15 protein-coding genes are annotated in these 17525 nt (G+C 38.0%); all 15 read right to left on the reverse strand.

What is annotated here, in order from left to right:
* Positions 1 to 60 precede the first annotated feature (60 nt).
* The 15 genes from H7U36_RS10620 to H7U36_RS10690 all read right to left on the reverse strand — a co-directional run bounded on the left by H7U36_RS10620 (position 61) and on the right by H7U36_RS10690 (position 17525).
* On the reverse strand, positions 61 to 1125 hold the full coding sequence (locus tag H7U36_RS10620) for a polysaccharide biosynthesis protein (RefSeq protein ID WP_205156116.1): 1065 nt from the start codon (positions 1123 to 1125) through the stop codon (positions 61 to 63).
* A 43-nt stretch (positions 1126 to 1168) separates the two neighbouring features.
* Complete coding sequence (locus H7U36_RS10625) at positions 1169 to 2419, reverse strand: nucleotide sugar dehydrogenase (RefSeq protein ID WP_205156117.1); 1251 nt, start codon at positions 2417 to 2419, stop codon at positions 1169 to 1171.
* 30 nt (positions 2420 to 2449) lie between these two features.
* Positions 2450 to 3538, reverse strand: coding sequence for an NAD-dependent epimerase/dehydratase family protein (locus H7U36_RS10630; RefSeq protein ID WP_205156118.1), 1089 nt, complete (start codon positions 3536 to 3538; stop codon positions 2450 to 2452).
* A gap of 304 nt (positions 3539 to 3842) precedes the next feature.
* Positions 3843 to 4802 (reverse strand): N(5)-(carboxyethyl)ornithine synthase, encoded by a 960-nt coding sequence (locus H7U36_RS10635; RefSeq protein WP_205156119.1) that lies wholly within the window; start codon positions 4800 to 4802, stop codon positions 3843 to 3845.
* 4 nt (positions 4803 to 4806) lie between these two features.
* The gene (locus H7U36_RS10640) at positions 4807 to 5706 is read right to left on the reverse strand and encodes an ATP-grasp fold amidoligase family protein (protein WP_243426751.1); all 900 of its coding nucleotides are present in this window, start codon (positions 5704 to 5706) and stop codon (positions 4807 to 4809) included.
* 232 nt (positions 5707 to 5938) lie between these two features.
* On the reverse strand, positions 5939 to 7069 hold the full coding sequence (locus H7U36_RS10645; RefSeq protein WP_205156120.1) for a CapA family protein: 1131 nt from the start codon (positions 7067 to 7069) through the stop codon (positions 5939 to 5941).
* Between the two features lie 113 nt (positions 7070 to 7182).
* Positions 7183 to 8700 (reverse strand): lipopolysaccharide biosynthesis protein, encoded by a 1518-nt coding sequence (locus H7U36_RS10650; protein WP_205156121.1) that lies wholly within the window; start codon positions 8698 to 8700, stop codon positions 7183 to 7185.
* Positions 8691 to 9710, reverse strand: coding sequence for a glycosyltransferase family 2 protein (locus H7U36_RS10655; protein WP_205156122.1), 1020 nt, complete (start codon positions 9708 to 9710; stop codon positions 8691 to 8693). The genes H7U36_RS10650 and H7U36_RS10655 overlap by 10 nt, the downstream gene beginning before the upstream one ends.
* 20 nt (positions 9711 to 9730) lie before the next feature.
* Entirely contained in the window at positions 9731 to 11071 is a 1341-nt protein-coding gene (locus H7U36_RS10660) for an O-antigen ligase family protein (RefSeq protein WP_205156123.1), read from the reverse strand.
* A 41-nt stretch (positions 11072 to 11112) separates the two neighbouring features.
* The gene (locus H7U36_RS10665; RefSeq protein WP_205156124.1) at positions 11113 to 12264 is read right to left on the reverse strand and encodes a glycosyltransferase; all 1152 of its coding nucleotides are present in this window, start codon (positions 12262 to 12264) and stop codon (positions 11113 to 11115) included.
* A complete protein-coding gene (locus tag H7U36_RS10670; protein WP_205156125.1) occupies positions 12261 to 13436 on the reverse strand; it encodes a glycosyltransferase in 1176 nt (391 codons plus the stop codon). The genes H7U36_RS10665 and H7U36_RS10670 overlap by 4 nt, the downstream gene beginning before the upstream one ends.
* Positions 13433 to 14527 carry a glycosyltransferase family 4 protein gene (locus tag H7U36_RS10675; RefSeq protein WP_205156126.1) on the reverse strand — a complete coding sequence of 365 codons (1095 nt, stop codon included), beginning with the start codon at positions 14525 to 14527 and terminating at the stop codon, positions 13433 to 13435. Before H7U36_RS10675 ends, H7U36_RS10670 begins: the two co-directional genes overlap by 4 nt.
* Before the next feature lie 177 nt (positions 14528 to 14704).
* Complete coding sequence (locus H7U36_RS15225; RefSeq protein ID WP_243426753.1) at positions 14705 to 15208, reverse strand: acyltransferase; 504 nt, start codon at positions 15206 to 15208, stop codon at positions 14705 to 14707.
* A 3-nt stretch (positions 15209 to 15211) separates the two neighbouring features.
* Complete coding sequence (locus tag H7U36_RS10685; protein WP_205156127.1) at positions 15212 to 16264, reverse strand: glycosyltransferase family 4 protein; 1053 nt, start codon at positions 16262 to 16264, stop codon at positions 15212 to 15214.
* A 13-nt stretch (positions 16265 to 16277) separates the two neighbouring features.
* On the reverse strand, positions 16278 to 17525 hold the full coding sequence (locus H7U36_RS10690) for a glycosyltransferase family 4 protein (RefSeq protein ID WP_205156128.1): 1248 nt from the start codon (positions 17523 to 17525) through the stop codon (positions 16278 to 16280).

The following is a 17525-nucleotide window of genomic DNA, read 5'->3' on the forward strand; positions in this document are numbered from 1 at the left end:
AATTATGTGTAACAGTTCGTGTGTCCGTTTTATGTATCCCACATCTGCCATGGTTCTGCTTTACGCCTCCACGCTATGCGGCCTTCCTTCCAGTTCTTCCTTCACATAGTCTGTTTCCATGATCTTCTTCACCACGCCATCCACATCCAGACGGTTCGTATTATGTGAAGTATATGCCTCATCGCCCTCTGTGGTCACAGTGCCTTCCACATAGAATTTATCGTAGTTCAACCCTCTCGCATCAGGTGCAATCCGGTAGTAATGGCCCATATCTACAGACCGCAGCATCTCTTCCCTTGTTACCAGCGTCTCATACAATTTCTCACCATGACGAGAACCAATGATCTTACACTCTGTTTCTCCAAATACCTTCATGACCCCTTTCGCCAGATCCCCAATCGTGCTTGCGTCTGCTTTCTGCACAAACAGATCTCCCGGCTCGGCGTGCTCAAAGGCAAAGGCCACAAGGTCAACTGCTTCGTCCAGGTTCATAAGAAAGCGGGTCATGTTCGGGTCGGTAATGGTGATCGGAGCCTTCCGCTTGATCTGATCGATAAACAGCGGGATCACGGATCCTCTGCTGCACATTACATTGCCGTAGCGGGTACAGGCAAGGACGGTACCGCCCCGTTCAAAGGCTTTCTGCGCCCTGGCCTGTACCACCTTCTCGCCGACCGCCTTGGTCATGCCCATGGTATTGATGGGATACGCCGCCTTATCGGTGGATAAAAATACCACTCGCTCTACATGATTTTCTACAGCCGCAGTAATCACGTTATCGGTTCCGATAATATTAGTGCGTACAGCTTCCATAGGGAAGAACTCGCAGGAAGGGACCTCCTTTAAAGCTGCTGCATGGAATACGTAATTTGCTCCATACATCACGTCACGAACGGAATCAACGTTTCGGACGTCTCCCACATAGAACTGCACTTTTCCGGCGTAGTCCGGATATTGCGCCTGCAGCGTATGCCGCATCCAGTCCTGCTTTTTCTCGTCACGGCTGATAATGCGGATTTCTCCGATGTCGGTGGTTAAGAAGTGCTTTAGGACAGTTGACCCGAAAGAACCGGTGCCACCGGTGATGACTAGAGTTTTGTTTTTGAATGCTTCTGTGATATGCATGGTAATATTGCCTCCTCGCTCATACTTTCTGCTATGTTGGTTTTTAATCGCGACAAAAAATATCGCGAGTGTATACTTTATCTTTTACATCGTCCAAGCAGGGATCGTATCGATTTGCAATGATTGCTTGAGATGTGTCCTTAAACTTCTGTAAATCATTTATGACTTTACTTCCGAAGAAAGTGCTTCCATCCTCCAGTGTCGGTTCATAGATAACCACAATGACCCCCTTCGCCTTGATGCGCTTCATGACACCTTGAATAGACGACTGACGGAAGTTATCGGAGTTTGACTTCATAGTAAGGCGGTAAACGCCAACAACCACTTCTTTCTCTCTGCTGCTATTATACTCGTCATTGCTTCCGTAAGCACCTGCGATCTCCAACACACGGTCTGCGATGAAGTCTTTTCTCGTCCTGTTTGATTCTACTATCGCTGACATCATGTTCTGAGGAACATCCTCATAATTTACTAATAACTGCTTCGTATCCTTCGGCAGACAGTATCCACCATAACCGAAAGATGGATTATTATAATGAGAGCCGATTCTCGGATCCAGACACACACCATTTATAATCTGTTGTGTATTAAGTCCTTTCATCTCAGCGTAGGTATCAAGTTCATTGAAGTAGGAAACACGAAGAGCTAAGTAAGTGTTGGCAAAAAGTTTTACCGCTTCTGCCTCCGTGAATCCCATAATAAGGGTATCAATATTCTCCTTGATAGCACCTTCTTGCAGAAGTCCTGCAAATGTATTCGCTGCCTTCACCAGTCTGGCATTCTTCGTGTCAGTACCAACGATGATTCTGCTTGGATACAAATTATCATAAAGTGCTTTGCTTTCCCGCAAAAACTCGGGACTGAAAATAATATTATCGCAGTGATATTTCTCCCGAACGGATGCTGTATAGCCAACCGGAATTGTGGATTTGATAACCATAATGGCATCCGGATTATACTGGATCACCAACTGAATCACAGCCTCTACAGCGGATGTGTCGAAGAAGTTTTTCTTTGGATCATAATTCGTGGGTGCTGCGATTACAACAAAATCCGCACCTGTGTACGCCACTTCTGCATCAAGTGTTGCTGTAAGATTCAGCGGCTTGTTAGTGAGATACTCCTCTATATAATCATCCTGTATTGGAGATTTTTTCTGATTAATCAGATCCACCTTCTCCGGTACGATATCCACAGCCATTACCTGATGATGCTGGGATAGCAGTGTGGCAATAGAAAGACCGACATATCCTGTACCAGCAACCGCAATTTTATACTGTCCCTGTTTGTCCAACTTCTTCTACCTTCTTTCTGATCTAAGTATTTACATATAGAAATCCTTGTACCATTGCGCAAACCGCCGGAGACCTGTTCTCAGATCTGTACTTGGTTTAAATCCAAAATCTGCTTCTAATGCACTGGTATCTGCATAGGTAACCGAAACATCTCCAGGTTGCATTGGTACTAATTCCTTATGAGCATCGAAATCGTAATTTGCATCCAACACTCCAGCCCGAATAAGCTCCTGCTGCAAGATGTCCACAAAGTCTAATAAGTTATCTGGCTGATTGTTTCCGATGTTATATACAGCATACGGAGCTATTGGTAATCCATCCTCTCCAGTAATTTTTTCTGGCGCAGCCTGCATCACACGGATCACGCCTTCCACAATGTCATCTATATAAGTAAAGTCGCGTTTACAGTTTCCGTAGTTGAAGATCTGGATATTCTGACCAGCTCTCAGCTTGTTTGTGAATCCAAAGTACGCCATATCCGGACGTCCTGCTGGACCGTAAACGGTAAAGAATCGGAGCCCTGTGGACGGTATGTTGTAAAGCTTACTGTATGCATGAGCCATGAGCTCGTTGGACTTCTTAGTAGCTGCGTAGAGTGACACAGGATTGTCCACCTTATCGTCTGTGCTGTATGGAACCTTCTTATTGGAACCATACACAGAAGAACTGGATGCGTAGACTAAGTGCTCCACACCAGTAGCTCCACCGTCATAAGAATGCCTACAGGCTTCCAAGATGTTATAAAACCCTATCAAGTTACTTTCTATATAAGCATCTGGATTTGTAATGCTGTATCTTACACCAGCCTGGGCAGCGAGATTCACTACAATGGATGGTTTATAATCTTGGAATATCTCATCCACAGTAGACTTATCAGCTATAGATCCCCTTACAAATGTCCACGATGATTCTGGATGTCGAGCTACAGCATTATCAATCTTTTTTAATCTGTACTCTTTAATCCCCACATCGTAGTAATCATTCATATTGTCGATACCGATAATTTGAATAGGATTAACTGTGGCAAACAGCTTTAAAGCCAAATTGGCTCCTATAAAGCCTCCCGCGCCTGTCATGAGAATTGTTTTGTTTTCTAAAGATATATTTTTCTGTTTCATCGTTACCTCCACCCGCTTCATAGCCTAATTGGCGGATGAAGCTTTTATTTTTCACCAACTAAAAATCGTATTGTTTAAATCTCATCATTAATGCCCAACTTATGAATGCCATTAGTCTTGTGCCCTTATTCATCATAAATAGTTTATAATGTGTGTACCCTCTCCGCTTATTTTGTAAACAAACATGAAGCCAGACACTATAACAAACGAATAAATGGTCAACAAATCAGATTAGGGGAGTCATACCAAGCCATCCAAACAGTCTGATACAGTATTGCTACTACCATTTCTAGCAAAATAAAGATTATCTACATTGAAACTTATTAATGCTCTGGTCTATAATAGTCCCTTGGCGAATCACGATAGAATCCCTCAACACCTGACCACATTTATCCTCAATCAACTCATTTAAGTAAGGAACTAACAACTCTGAGTTAGCCCATGAAAATGTCTTAAAAAATAAAGAAGGGGTGTGATCAACAGCATAGTGCAAAATGCCATCAACCTTATAAGTCGGGTCTTCGAAAGTAGTTGGAATACACGTTTCTACACCGCCATTTCGATCACAGCTTATGTCTACAATCATTGCATTCTGTTTCATCCGAGACAAATCGCTTCTATATATGATATGATCAGAGCGGGTCACATCCCAGAGGATGCAATTAACTACCACATCGTACTTCCAAAGTTCTTCCCGAAAAAGATTTTCTGTCCGCCGATCATATTGCATAACATCTGCCCCAAACATATTCAGAACTTTAATAGCCCCTCTAGCAGTGTTTCCGCGTCCAAGAACAGCAACTGCTGTTTCATAAGGCATTTTCCCGTAACACTGAAATGCATGGATTATGGCTGCCTCTCCTGCAAGTTCATTATTGCGCCAGAATATATGCCTGCCGTTATAATGCATATTTTCCCATGCGTAAGCAGTCAATTTTCTATTAACAATTTTATCTGTAATATCCCTATTCTGTGTAGCATGCACCCATCCAAAGATTGCCTGGCCTTCGTGGAGTGACTCCAAGTACTCAGCGTCTCCTATTTTAGGGTCACAGATTATATCTTGGGACAACGTTTCTTCTCTTGAAACAATATTGCAACCATAAATTATGAAATCTTCATCAGGTATACCAAGTACATCCCCATACCCCGTTTCTATGTACAACATTTCCGGGTGTTTAATCTTTTTAATATGTTCAGGAACCAAAGCCCTTCTGTTCTCATTCTCCTTATGACTAATAGGAAATCCAATTGTTCTATTCATTACCTCATACCTCCGAATTAATCTTAGAAATACTTATCATTTCGCCCCAATGTCTATCCGTTTCCAGTAATAAATTTACATCAAATCCACTGTCTGGGAAAAATGTTATTTCTCCAAAATATGTTCTGCCTGATACGCTGTAAAGATCAATTCGAGCAAAAGGCAATCCTTTACTCAACTTCTCAGCGATTTCAAACATTTCTTCCATATTCGAAGGTTTTGGTATTGTAAAATTTTCAGGCGCTTCTTTGCCACGGATATTATATCGTAGCAAGTTCCATGCCCTATCAAAAAAATAGAACTTGGTATTTCCGCTCGAACGGTCTAGGCATACCATCACACAGTCTACACGACCATCAAAGCAAAAGAATTTATAATCAACTAATTCTGCTGTTGAATTGTCCTCCATGTATTTTTCACAGATGATTTTTCGTGGGACATCCCTATAGGGCCACTCCCTGAAAGTAATATAATAGTCCTGCTGTAATCCCTTTCTTAGATCTGCTTTTACTTTCTTAACATCAAGTTTTGACTTGTCTCTGCATATACACATTCCGAGTCCAGAATTGTGATTACACTTTAGAACAAACTGCTGTGGAAGGCTATCAAAATCGATCTCATCCGGATCATCCCACACTCCGAGTAAAGGAATGAGATACTCCCTACCAATTTTTTTAGCTATGTAATCTCGTACCCTATACTTATCAACCATCATTGTGTACTCAGGTCTTCGATCATATAGCTTTAACCACTGAAGTTTTGCATTGAATGTTTTAGGTGTCTGAAGATTTAATTCTTTATGGAAAATACATTGATAGTATTTTTTTAAGAAAGTTTCATCATCTAATTTGTTATACATTCCCATACTCGCTAGTATCTTAAATCTATAATCTGGATCTCTCATGAATTCAAGTGCTTTTGTGACTATATTTCTTTTCATTCTAATCAGTCAGAAATTCAACTTCTAATGAGAATTTCTTATCTCCTTCCTGCTCATTATTCTACTGTAGAAAGATGTATTATAGTTTCAAATTATTTTCTATAGTATTTTGAATACATTCTATATTTTTTCAAGAACATTAAATTTAATAATTTCTAAGATTGGAATAATATTTCTGTCAAGTAATGTTCCATCATCATAATTCATCTGATAGTGCTTTTAAAATTAACTCACGATGTGCTTCACACTCATATTGGTTTACATATGTAAGTTTGTATCGTTTTATCCTCTGTCTTGCAAGACAGTAACTTATTAAGTTCCCAGACAATTTGTTTAAAATTCTCAAGGGCAAAGTATGCATTAAAATACTATCCCTTAAGAAATAGCCGTTAATCATTGTTTTAGCAAAACTAGTATACTCTTCCTCTATGAAATTTTGTTTCAGTATTTGTTTTGAGCGGGTCCGCATATCAGAAATAATATTTTGTGCTACATCTGAATCAGCCAATTTAACTCCCTTTCCATTTTTCAGGATAGGGATATAGGAAATGGTAAAATCAATCAGATCAAGCTGTACAAGAACGGACGTTTGCCAAAACTCACTTTTCGAGTGATCAAAAAGGAAATTCCCCTGTCCGTATATAATCGTTCCATTCTGCCATTTTTCTTCACAGCCAATACAATGACTATGCTGGCAAATAACCAGATCCGCCCCCTTTTCCACAATCTTTCGACAGGTTTTCTGAAGACCTGGTGAGGGATAACGATAATGTTCTTTACCTCCATGATAAAGGCAGATTACATAATCACATTTTTTCTTCAATTCAACAACATGATCCAAACTTTCCAAAGGATCAAAGGGATTTGCACCTGCATGTTTATCACTAACTATTGAGAATTCATGTTCTGCACAGCAGTAAATGCCTATTACTTTTCCATCCAGTTGAACGAAATGTGGTTGTGCCGCTTCTTCCGGGGAGGCCCCAACTCCCGCATGAGCAATTCCAACCTTAGCTAGCAAGTCAACTGTTGACCATAATCCCTGCTCTCCCTGATCAAGAATATGATTATTAGCCAGAGTAAGAAAATCTATACCTAACTCTTTCAGACCTGCAATAGCTTTTGTTGATGCGATAAGATTAGGACCACATTTTTGAATTGGGGTTTCTTTATCTGTCAAAGGTACCTCAAGATTGAAAATGCGATAATCCACACTCTTTATCAAATCATATAGTGGCTTTTCTAAAATTTGTTCCATCTGGGCATTTTCAAAATAATTTTCGTTGGTTCCAGTAGGAACAATATCTGCTCCAATTAATATTTTCATGCGGAATCACCTCAATATAACAATACTGTATTCATAATGTCTTAATAATAAGACATTTTTATCCTCTTACTCACATGTGCCAGAACTTCTAAGGAAACAAAATTATCTTTGACTTATTTGGGCATTGATTTGTTTTGCAAAAATATCTTCAAAGCACTTACCAAATCTTTGTTTTGCAAAAATGCAATTCCAAAGTATATGATACATACTACCAAAGTGACTGGAACAGCAATCACTGCAAGATATAAATATGAGCTACACTTATCCAAAAACCAAGTACATAAATACTGTTCAAGAATAATAATTAAACCAAAAATGAAAAAATTCGCTAACATTTTTTTATAAGTTATCCATGGACTACGCTTCAATATTTTTGTATTCGCATAGATGATAATATCATTTGTGCGATATAATAACGCTACTATAGTGCCAATCAGTGCTCCATAGATCCCTATAATATTCACCAGAATCAGCGATACTCCTAAATTGAGTGCCGCCTCTAGTATACTTCTATTTTGTGTTGCTCTCGCATATCCTGCCACGTTAATCAATCTAGAAGCAACTGCACGGCTGCAAGATAACATTTGGATAAGAGCAAATAAAAATGGAAGCCCCTCTACAATATAATTTGCATCTTCAATCCCTGAAGTATAAAGACTGACAAATGGATAAATCAATACATATGCCACTGACATAAGAGAAAATACAACTGCCATATATATACTGTCGTATGCATCGTGTACCTTTACGTATTTTTCAAGGTCTTTTGCATATGTCTGTCCTAATATAAAATGCATCCCATTATTAACTGCACTAATCAATGAATTCAATGAATTGAATACCAGATTATAGATAGAGTATATACTTGCAGCTATTAACCCACAAAAAGTAGAAATAACAAATGTATCGGTACTCGAAAAAATAACACCTGATATTTCATGTACCAAAAACGCATTCTTTTGCGCAAGATATTCTATAGAAGGATTCTCTATTTTTTCTATCCAAGCATACTTTCGTTTGAAATAGTACACATAGCTGAAAACTTGTATACAATTAATTACAAACCACGATGCCTGAACCAGTAATACATCATATCCCAAAGAGATAATAATGATCTTTGCAATAGACGTTGAAACTCTAACAAGCATCGTTATATTTGCAATAATGTAATTACGGCCGTCAGCAATAAGCACCTGCTTTAGTGCTGCAACAAGCCAAAATGAAATGACTCCACCCATTCCTTCAAATAAAATGAGTAAGATCACTGAAATATGATTCAATGAGGTTGTAATGCAAAAAGGATAGATTGCTGCAAACAAAACAACGCAGATGAAATATATAATCGTCACTTTGCAATAATACTTTTTTGTCGCACAATAAATTTCTGAAATCGTATGGATATCTCTATCGACAATCGGTTTGTACAATGCATTTACCGATGCGTTTCCGATTCCAGCTTCCAATAAACCGATGTATACAAAGATCTGGGAGATTGTATTTAATAACCCATTAACTTCCGATCCATAGGATACCAGCACCAGCCTAGGAAGTAAAATTCCAAGAAACAATATAATCATTTGACTCAGAACATTGAACACGAGATTGTATTTTATTTTAGCTTTCAGTTGCACTGGTATGCCCCCCGTTTAGTACCATTAAGCCATGACATCAGTCTGGTATGATGCGAAACTAACAGCCAGATTTTCATTTTTTCCTTACACGTTAATGTGGGACAATGCCAATACGAAATAATATAATTCGGTATATTTTCGCAAAAATCATATTCACAGACTGCTTTATAATCCTCTTCCTTTACACGTGAGCTTTGTAGGATATTGTATATTCCCACAATACTTCTCCAAAACATTGTGCTCATCGCTAACATATCTCCACTGGAAATTTTCTGCCATTTCTGCATATAAACATATAAATAATCAATCATCTTGAGTCCCATACGGTCAATCAATTTTTCCGCAGTATAAATATGAGTCATACTCCCCTCTACCGTCCGGTAAAAATATAGGACATCTGGAACGATTGCAATGTGTTTTGCCTGAGTCAGAGGATACAAAAATTGTACTTTGTCTTCACCGATTGCAATTATTTCGTTTTGGTGATATAATGGATTATTTATCAAATAGCAAGTCTTTATGGCCTTCGTCCACAAGCTATTATAGTCATTTGTAGAAATCAATTTCTCTTTCACATAATCTGCCTCGACAATTCCTTGTACAGCCAATAAAGGAGGCACTCCCGGCAATATCTTATCACCCTTAATGCTGGAAAATGAATAAATCACAATATCGGCCTGATATGTTTCAATTGCAGCTATAATTTTTTGAATACAGTTATTAGCCAGATAATCATCAGCATCCAAGCTAATACAAAACTCGGTTTTCGCCGCAAAAAAACCAACTTTCCGAGCCATGATTGCTCCCTCATTTTCCTTGTGAATCACAGAAATGCGCTTATCTTTTTTTGCATATGTGTCACAAATCTCTGCGCTCGAATCAGAAGAACCATCATCCACCAAAATCAAATTCCAGCGTGGATCATTCTGATCCAATACTGACTGTACACATTCGTTCAGATATTTTTCCGCATTATATACTGGCACTACAACCGTAATTATATATTCCATTTCCCTCACCTATCCATCACTCATAATATAATTAAAACTAAATACGCAAGTGAAAATAAACTCCCGTAATATAAGCTTAGATTGAAAAAATAGTACAACATCAGCAGTTTGAGCAACAAATCACGTCGGTTTCTATTTTTGTCTTTCCAAGCACGAATACCCGATGTAACAATATGTCCTAATGTCAAAATCATACCTACCAAGCCAATTTGTAACAGCAAATCAATATAGGTATTATGTGGCACTGCATTGCTGCCATCAGCAAAAAGTGAGTTGAATCCAAAAAGTTGTTTTAGCACTCCCTGACCGTTCATAAAATAGTCCATCTTTTGATCTGCAATCGAACTTCTATTAGTAGTAAATGATGATATATCACCGCTCTGTACCAAAAACAGTTTATCTTGCATTCTATCTATATAAGCGTTAATAGTTTCATTCTGCATCGTACTTGGCAAATTAATATAAAGATCAAATAACAACACCATACCTAATAAAAGGAGAATACTTTTCCATACTTTAGAAGGAATAGAGCTTCTCTTTACTATCACAAACCCCATTAAAGTTAATAAAAAACCTATTATCCCAGAAGTAGACAAAGTAACTGTCATCGCAAAAAGATTGAGAAGTGTTATGCCCACTTTCATATACCATTTAAAATTTCTATCAAAAAGAGTACAGGCAATCCCTATATTGAGTAAAAGTGTGGAGTAATTCGAATCACCAATTCCTACTCCCAATATTCCTTTTCTTAAAAATTCTGTAGAATACTCATTTAGTTCATAAAACTCTACACCTCCCGTAATACAGGTATGAAGACTGATTAGACACACAGTAATTGCGACACCCTTAAAAAACAACTCCACATCTTCATCTTTTTTCAGGTTATATCTAGAGGCAATAATAAAGGTCACCGTATATAAGATACCTTTTACACTGATAATATGAAAACTAAAAAGCTGAACCAGCGTAAGCAGCATTATAAAACCACCAATTAACTGCGACCTCCTTATTTTAATTTTAAACTGTTCCTTTAGGAGAGAAAAGAGTATTAAACCAAGCAATAAATATGGGAAAGAGATGTGTCCCATAAATATACAACCCAAGGAATCATTTGCAACGATAATGACACTCGTTACAAATGACTGATACCCTTTGAAGTACAAATATATAAAACAGGCAGCAAGAACAGGGCCCGTTATTACCTGCAATGAGGGATTAACAAAAACGATAAGAGTAGATACCAGCAAAATTATAATCGCATAACGAGATGTCCGATCCACTTGATTCTCTGCAAAAAATAAAATAGCTTTATGATCTTGTTTGCATAAACATTTTTGACCTTCTAAAATATTTTCTGTCAAAATGCTCTCCTCCTGAATTTACTCATAATACTAGATATTGTTTATAATAGATCCAACACCTGATTAAGAATCTCTCCATTATCATACGAAAATGACCTCGCTCCAGAAATGAGGCGTTCTCTTAATGCTTGATTATTAATAAATTCTGTGATTCCCTCATATAAGCCATCCTCATCGTTATTGACAATCAAGCCGTTAACATTGTCCTGAATTACTTCGGTTACTGAAGCAAACCTCGTTGTTATAACAGGTATTCCCAAAGTAAGTGCTTCATTTAATACCATGGGCTGCGCCTCATATCTCGAAGTCATTATAAAACAATCCGACTGTTTGATATATGGAAAAGGATTTGTCTGAAGTCCTAGCAATATTACATCATCCGTTAAATTGTTCTCTTTAATTAAATCTGCTATTATTTCAAATAAATCTCCGCTGCCAATAATATACCAAATAAAATCAATTTTATTTGCCTTAAGTCGATTTGCCACAGTAACCAGGCGATCATATCCCTTTTCTTTACTGAATCTTCCCATGGAAATAAATGTATATGAGCGTTGCTGCAACTCAACAGTTTCCACATTGGCCTTTTCAATAATTGAATCCATAGGAATAGTATTTCGGATCACGCATACCTTCGTTTCCGGAAAATTCATATCTTCGATAAAACGAGTCCTGGCTTGATCTGTAACGCATACTATATTATCGTACTCCTCATACACTCGGGCATACGATGCTCCCGTTAAGGCCTTATATGTATCATAATCTGTGTGAAACCATGCGATCTTTTTCTCCGCTTCTATATATTGTGCGTATTCAGTGGAAAGAGATTCCTGATAAGGAATAACCACTTCATATTTCCCAGATAGTTTTCTTGCGCTTTTTTGATAAAACCATTTCACGGTTTTTTCTATGCCAAAAATCTTATGACATAAAACAAATGCCATACGAATTACTATACTGGTGACTCCTCTGGACTTCAAACTCTCTCTCTTACATAATACCGATGATATAATTTTTTCTTCTGGCAATACATTTGCAACATTTTCCGCACGGCTTAAAAACACCCCTTCTCTTTCCAAAAGGAAAACATCTACATCAATTTCTCTTTTTTTTAACAGCTCCAACAAATTCAACATGGAAATTGCGGAACCGCCACTCCTCACAGCTTGTAAAACAAATAAAATCTTCTTCATTGTTTTTTCAAACTCCTGATGAATTCTGTCATCTCTTTTTTATAACTCAAGTAATAAAATGCATGTTCGGCTTCTTTTCGTGCGTTGGAACGCATCTTGATTTTTTCTTCAACACTCATCCGCAATGCCTTTCTATACCCCTCAGCACACGCCTCAGCACTTTCATCATCTACCACAATGCCAGTGTCACCGTCTCTGATGTAAAGATTCAGATCACTCGTATGGTTTGCAATTACAGGTGTACCACACATCATACTCTCACCCACTTTCGTAGGAAAGCCAGCGTTTGCATAACGAAGATTTGGTCTTAATAAAATCGTAAAGTCGGCCGAGGAAATTTTCTCCTGTACCTGCGAATATGGAATTCTTCCATGTACAAACAATATATCCTGTAATATATGAATGGTTTCTTCAGTAATTCCTAGATTCTTTAATTGTTTCACATCAATTCCGTAAAGATGGAATTCCAGACTTTGTAGTTCTTCTGAATTAAGCAACAACAATGCTTTGATTGCATTACTAATATAATCTTTTTTTGCAGGAGAACCTGCATATGCAATAACTATTTTTTTATTATGATTTTGTTCTACATATACGTATTTTTCTTTATCAACAATTGTTGGAATACGAATTGTATTGCATTTTCTTTTTTTATAATAATTTTCCAGCAACGATGAAATCCCAATAATATTCCCAACTTTTACATGTTGCACCAAAAGACCAAGGCGGTTATATATAAACTTTATTTTTCCACTCAATCCATAAAAGCTTTCGTTATCTTTTTGAAACCACTCTACAGAATTATAAATCACCGCAATCCGCTTTGACTTAGCATAATTCAATATAAATTGGATACTTTGGAAGGAAAAACTTGAAGCAACAATGATACAAAAATGATCTTGAGTCCATGCAATATCCATTGCTTCCAAAAAGAGCCTCTCTAAATATTTTTGTCTTTTATTTTTTGGCAACGATAAATAATTTTGTGCATCCACATGCATATATTTTATTCCATCATATTTCCCTCGCAATAATGTATCCGCATTGTAACGCGTTCCAATCAATATCGGTTCCACACCACACTTTCGGAACAATTTTGCTAAATTGATAATCCTAGTCGCATTAGCAGACTGATCAGGAAGTTCCTGATTAGCCAAAAATAAAACTTTCATTCAATCCCCTCCTCAATGCCAGAAAAAACAAAATTTTCCCATTGACGATAGACTATATCTTCCCTGAAAATTTCCGCTTTTTGTTTTGCGGAAATCCCCATATTTTCTCTCTTTTTATCATCTAATTTCTGACACAATGTGTTTGCCAAATAATCCGCATCACCGCAAGGTACTAACAAGCCATCTACACCGTCCCGCACTAACATTTTTGGACCGCCACAAGGACAGTCTGTGCTTATAACAGGTACGCCAACTGCCATGGCTTCCATGAGCGCATTAGGCATCCCCTCATAATCAGAAGATAAAACAAAAAGCTTTGCTTCTGCTAATTTCTCTGGGATGTTAGATGAACTGCCTGGCAAAAACACTCTGTTCTCCAAACCAAGTCTTTTTACTAAATCTTCTAACTCAAATCTCAGGGCTCCCTCTCCATAAATGATCAGGTTTTCATCTGGAAACTCATGCGCAATTTTGGAAAATGCCTTAATTAACAACGCATGATTTTTTTGCGAGAACAGTCTCCCCACGGTGACAATGTTATGAGGATTATCAACCCTCTTTACTCCATAAAACTGTTTTCCAACTGGATTGAAGATAATCTTTGACTTCCGTTGTATCTTCTCGGAGAAATACTCAGCAGCATCTTTTGTCTGGAAAACACATCCATCCGCTAATCCAAATATAATATTAGTAACCTTCTTTACCAGACCGTCTCCGTACTCTTTATACGGATCATTCCTCACTGAAACTATCTTTCGGCATTTAAGTCCCATCGTAGCAAGTAGCATTCTTATATTAGGTGGACCCATGAATGAAACAACAGTATCGATATGTTCTGTCTTAATAATCTTTCTCAATTTAAAAATCCGCTTAATATTGGACAGAACGGAAGACTTCTCATGTATATCCAAAAAAATCCTTTTAACAGAATCCATGATTTCATATTCTGGCACATCTTTATCGGGGGCAATATCGTTGATTAAAATAACCCCTGCTCCCATTGATGAAAAATGGTTAACTAAATTGGCCATCACTCTATTGGCTCCACCGAGCTGCATGGAATCTATATAAAAAACATACTTACGCTGCATTTCGATTACTCCTCAATCATTCACTTTGGTTTCTGTAAAATCTAACCGCCTTAACGACCCAACTTACTTTGTGGAAAATAATTGCCTAAGTTATTACTTTAAAACACTTCGAAAGTAATTCTAATGCCGCTATACCCGGTTTATTTTTGTTCTGATAAAAGTTTCCTGATCTCTTCTTCAGAAAACCTCATCTTCAGCTGCTTGGCTGGCACCCCCCCATATGGAAAATGGTGGAATATCATGATTGACTAATGATCCCGCCGCAACAACTGCACCCAAACCAATCTTGACACCTTTCAAAATTGTCGCATTAGCGCCAATCCAATTATCGCCTTCAAGAATTACATCCTGATCGTTCTCCGGAAGTTTGTCCTTGTCCGTCAAAGAAATCATCGGGCGACCAGGAATATCTATTCTATGATCACCCGTAATGATAGTGACATTTGGGTCAAACATAACATCATTTCCTATTGATACCTTTGCCCTTGTGGTAAGAATTTTCAGTCCTGAATCCAGTGCTACATTATTTCCTACCGATATATTGTCGATTCCTGAGAATTCGCATCCTTGCGGCACTCGAACATTCTTTCCACATTTTGCAAAAGCTTTCTTTATCAGAGGTTCACAAAATACTCTGTGTAACCCCCTTTCCACTTTTTTACCTAAAACATATAATGACATTTACTATTCCTCTATTGCTTTTATATAAAGCTGCCTTATTTTACCCATAACTTGATTCACTGTATAATACTCTTTCACCTTTTTAATGCACCAATTTGACATCTCCTGGCGTAATACAGAATCTTGCATCCTTCTTACCGCATCTATCATAGCATCTGTATCTCCCACTCTGACAATAATGCCGCCGTTAGTCTCAAGCATATTAGAATTCGCCCCAACGTCAGTTGCTATAGCTGGAACACCCCTAGCCATACTTTCAGCCAATGCCAACGAAAAGCCTTCTGTATGAGACGGGAATAAAAACAAATCCGATTCATCCAAAAGATTCATTATTTTATCATGCGAAAGAGAGCCTAACAGTTCCACATTGGAAGGTTTCGACCAAGATTGCATTTCAGCAGAAACTTCACCGGCAAGCCTGAATTGAATATTTGGAAACTTCTTTGCCACCTCAAATATCTCTTTTGCACCTTTTTCCTCTGATACCCTTCCGGCAAAACATATTTTTTTAATTTCTGTACTAACTACCTTGTGTTCTATAATTAATTTTTCGTTTACAAAATTAGGTACAAAAACGGAATCCTCTTTAAATTCCCGCCTTAAATACTGATGGCTATTTTTACACAAGACAAAATTGATCTTGCTGAGTTTCAACACCTTTCTAAGGTAACGCCTTATTAACGGATTTCGCACCCAGTACGGGATATCACAATGAAAATGAACTACTAAAGGAATTCCATGTCTTACAATATTCCTTGCTAAATAGTAGTCTCTAATAATTCCAAAAAATCCTATACTCGTGTTTAAATGAGCAATATCATAATCTTTTTGTTTTAATCTGCTATTTAACTCTTTATTGATTCGCCTTGTACGAAAAAATTCGTCTTTTAGGTTTCTCTTGGCTGTAATATTCACTGCTATCTTGCCAATGGCTTCTGTATTTACGATATCGCATCGAATTCCAACAGCTTCACACCCCGCAAGGTATTGTTTCGTCCATACCGCAACTCCACCTTTGGATTTCTCAAATTTAACTGATACTAATAAAACTTTCATATGTACCTTTCAACTACCTGTTACACTGAGATTTGATTGTCTCAATATATCTGTTTACACAAATCTCCTTAGAAGCGTTTAATCGGACATACTCCCTTAAGCTATGAGAGTTTTGCCTACCTACACCCCATTCCGAATAAGCGACCTTTATAGCACCAAGCAACACGTCCACATTTCCAGGATCAATACACACACCCGCTCTTGAATCCCTAATAACATCTGCCAAGTCGCTGTCTGTATCAAAGGAAGCAATAATCGGTGTGTTACATGCCATAATGCTCCAAGTCTTACTCGGCATTCCTGCATTCCCTGTACCCGGTTTACAAGTTATCAAGGCCACATCTCCAAGACTGTAAACCTCTGAAATCCGATCAGCCGGCATAAGTTCATGGATAAATACATTGTCCAATTTCTCAGCTGTTTTTTTTGCTTCTTCGAAATATGGACCGCCGCCGAAGATGACGAACTGGATATTTGATTCATCTTTTAGTTTCTCGGCAGCTTTTAGAACAATATCCGCTCCCTGTGCAGCGCCAAAATTTCCGGCATAGATGACAAGAAATTTATAAGGATCAATGCCAAACTCATTTATAAGCTTGTTATCCTCACGACTCATCGGGTGTACGGAATCCAAATCAATCCAGTTAGAGATAACTTTTATCTTTTCCTCTGGCGCTCCCTTAGCCATGATGTTTCGCTTGAAACCTTCACTGATTACAATGATCTTGTCAGCGTTCTCATACGTGTAATTCTCAATCCTTCTGCCAATCTTCCAGAGAAAACTTCCCTTACTTGATATTCCTGCATTTACGAGTGAATCCGGGAAGATATCCTGTAGGTTATAAACAAACGGAACTTTCTTCTTATACTTCTTAGACAGTCTCTTTGCTGTCAAAGCACTTAACATCCCTTGTGTTGGAGGTGTGCTATTGGAAAATACCAGATCAACACCCTTTATTCGCACCGCAAGCTGATATGAGCGAAAATTGCACCAGAAATATCTAAAAGCTCTGATTATTGGGTTCCTACCTTCCTGTGGTGCCCAAAACCGCCTGACCCTAACTTTACCACTATGCAGTTTTTCACTCTTCCGACCTTTATACTCTTCTCTAACTTGGGCACTAACACCTCTTGTTGGTGTCGGACAGATAACCTGCACCTTACTACCTTCCTTAACCAATCCTTCCAGAAGATTTTTCTCAAGATGTGTATATGCTATTGTCTCCGGTTCAAAATAAGAATCCAAAAATAACAGGTTCAT

The organism is Faecalicatena fissicatena, assembly GCF_016900595.1.
Classification (GTDB): Bacteria; Bacillota; Clostridia; order Lachnospirales; family Lachnospiraceae; genus Claveliimonas; species Claveliimonas intestinigallinarum.

Coding starts and splice junctions, on each gene's coding strand:
- H7U36_RS10685 (WP_205156127.1), bottom strand. CDS start 16,264: ATGAAAGTTTTATTAGTATCAGTTAAATTTGAGAAATCCAAAGGTGGA.
- H7U36_RS10620 (WP_205156116.1), bottom strand. CDS start 1,125: ATGCATATCACAGAAGCATTCAAAAACAAAACTCTAGTCATCACCGGT.
- H7U36_RS10630 (WP_205156118.1), bottom strand. CDS start 3,538: ATGAAACAGAAAAATATATCTTTAGAAAACAAAACAATTCTCATGACA.
- H7U36_RS10670 (WP_205156125.1), bottom strand. CDS start 13,436: ATGAAAGTTTTATTTTTGGCTAATCAGGAACTTCCTGATCAGTCTGCT.
- H7U36_RS10655 (WP_205156122.1), bottom strand. CDS start 9,710: ATGGAATATATAATTACGGTTGTAGTGCCAGTATATAATGCGGAAAAA.
- H7U36_RS10690 (WP_205156128.1), bottom strand. CDS start 17,525: ATGAACCTGTTATTTTTGGATTCTTATTTTGAACCGGAGACAATAGCA.
- H7U36_RS15225 (WP_243426753.1), bottom strand. CDS start 15,208: ATGTCATTATATGTTTTAGGTAAAAAAGTGGAAAGGGGGTTACACAGA.
- H7U36_RS10635 (WP_205156119.1), bottom strand. CDS start 4,802: ATGAATAGAACAATTGGATTTCCTATTAGTCATAAGGAGAATGAGAAC.
- H7U36_RS10640 (WP_243426751.1), bottom strand. CDS start 5,706: ATGAGAGATCCAGATTATAGATTTAAGATACTAGCGAGTATGGGAATG.
- H7U36_RS10645 (WP_205156120.1), bottom strand. CDS start 7,069: ATGAAAATATTAATTGGAGCAGATATTGTTCCTACTGGAACCAACGAA.
- H7U36_RS10675 (WP_205156126.1), bottom strand. CDS start 14,527: ATGCAGCGTAAGTATGTTTTTTATATAGATTCCATGCAGCTCGGTGGA.
- H7U36_RS10665 (WP_205156124.1), bottom strand. CDS start 12,264: ATGAAGAAGATTTTATTTGTTTTACAAGCTGTGAGGAGTGGCGGTTCC.